Origin of the sequence: Marinimicrobium sp. ARAG 43.8 (genome assembly GCF_050113635.1) — a bacterium.
GTDB lineage: Bacteria > Pseudomonadota > Gammaproteobacteria > Pseudomonadales > Cellvibrionaceae > Marinimicrobium.
Genome location: NZ_JBNJLT010000023.1, coordinates 1 through 1,552, shown reverse-complemented (window position 1 = coordinate 1,552; position 1,552 = coordinate 1). Strand labels below are relative to the sequence as shown.

Here is a 1,552-nt window from a genome sequence, read left to right as displayed (position 1 = left end):
AGGTCTGCGCTTCGCGGTTCGTGAAGGCGGTCGTACGGTAGGCGCTGGCGTGGTCTCCAAGATCATCGAGTAAGTCTGCTGTACTGATGGAAAGGCCCCTCTGGGGGCCTTTTTTTATACCTCTTGATCTTTAGGGCGTTTTTGGCGCCGTATTTTGAAGATAAGTCACTGATTTCTAAGGGGCTGCGTCTTTCTGAGTCTCTTTTGGAAATATCGCCAGACATCCCTTGACAGGGCAGTGGCGCCCCATTAGAATTGCGCCTCCATTTTGCAGGGCACCAGCAAGTTTTTGCTTGCGCCATCGCCAATTTGGATAGTTCTTTAAAGTTTATTACTGGAGTTTGGTTCACATGCAGAATCAACGCATTCGGATTCGCCTGAAGGCCTTTGATCATAAGCTCATCGATGCCTCTACCCAGGAAATTGTTGAGACCGCAAAGCGCACAGGCGCACAAGTCCGTGGCCCGATTCCGCTGCCGACTCGCAAAGAGCGCTTCACTGTATTGATCTCCCCGCATGTCAACAAGGATGCGCGCGATCAGTACGAGATTCGTACACACAAGCGTTTGCTGGACATTGTTGAGCCTACTGAGAAAACCGTTGACGCCCTGATGAAGCTGGATCTGGCTGCGGGCGTAGAGGTACAAATTAGTCTCGGCTAATAAAGTAAATGTTAATCCCGGTTTGACCGGGTTTGTGTAACGCTCTGAAATGGGCGGCCATAGCGGGTAAAAGCCCCGTACACTGAGAGGTTAGCAACATGACGATTGGTATTGTCGGCCGCAAGAGCGGCATGACTCGCATATTTACCGATGATGGTGTTTCCATTCCTGTCTCCGTGATTGAGGTAGTCCCCAATCGCGTCACCCAGGTGAAGAATGTAGAAACCGACGGATACTCTGCTGTGCAGGTTACCGTAGGGTCTCGTCGCGCCTCCCGTGTCACCAAGCCCTCTGCGGGCCACTTTGCCAAGGCAAATGCCGAAGCTGGTCGTGGTCTCTGGGAGCTTCGCAATGACACAGAAGAAGCTTTCGAAGTTGGTTCTGAAATCACAGTGTCCGTTTTTGAATCGGGCCAGATGATTGATGTGACTGGCACCTCCAAGGGTAAAGGCTTTGCCGGTACCGTTAAGCGCTGGAACTTCTCCACGCAAGATGCTACCCACGGCAACTCCCTGTCTCACCGTGCACCCGGCTCTATCGGGCAATGTCAGACTCCGGGTCGCGTCTTTAAGGGCAAAAAGATGTCAGGACACATGGGTTCCGAGCAGGTGACTGTTCAGAATCTGGAAGTTGTCCGCGTCGATGCCGAGCGCAACCTGCTGCTGGTTAAGGGCGCCATTCCGGGAGCCCCGGGCGGCGACGTCATTGTTCGTCCCGCAGTTAAAGCGCGCGGTAACGGTTAAGTGTCCGAGGGGAAACGACCATGGAATTGAATATTGTAAAACCCGATGGCGCCAACGGTACGCTCAATGTATCTGAGGTGGCATTTGGTCGAGAGTTTAATCAAGACCTGGTGCATCAGGCGGTTGTTGCGTTCCTGGCGGGCGCCC

3 protein-coding genes and 1 pseudogene are annotated in these 1,552 nt (G+C 53.2%); all 4 read left to right on the top strand.

Translation table 11 applies throughout. From position 1 onward, the window contains the following. Positions 1–73: hypothetical protein (locus tag ACQCLF_RS15930; protein WP_426988951.1), on the top strand; the 73-nt coding region annotated here is incomplete at its 5' end. 277 nt (positions 74–350) lie between these two features. Continuing rightward, on the top strand, positions 351–662 hold the full coding sequence (gene rpsJ, locus ACQCLF_RS15925; protein WP_007644456.1) for a 30S ribosomal protein S10: 312 nt from the start codon (positions 351–353) through the stop codon (positions 660–662). A gap of 98 nt (positions 663–760) precedes the next feature. Further along, a complete protein-coding gene (rplC, locus tag ACQCLF_RS15920) occupies positions 761–1,405 on the top strand; it encodes a 50S ribosomal protein L3 (RefSeq protein WP_426989060.1) in 645 nt (214 codons plus the stop codon). Between the two features lie 20 nt (positions 1,406–1,425). Further along, positions 1,426–1,552 (top strand): annotated as a pseudogene (rplD, locus tag ACQCLF_RS15915) (50S ribosomal protein L4); the annotation flags it as partial.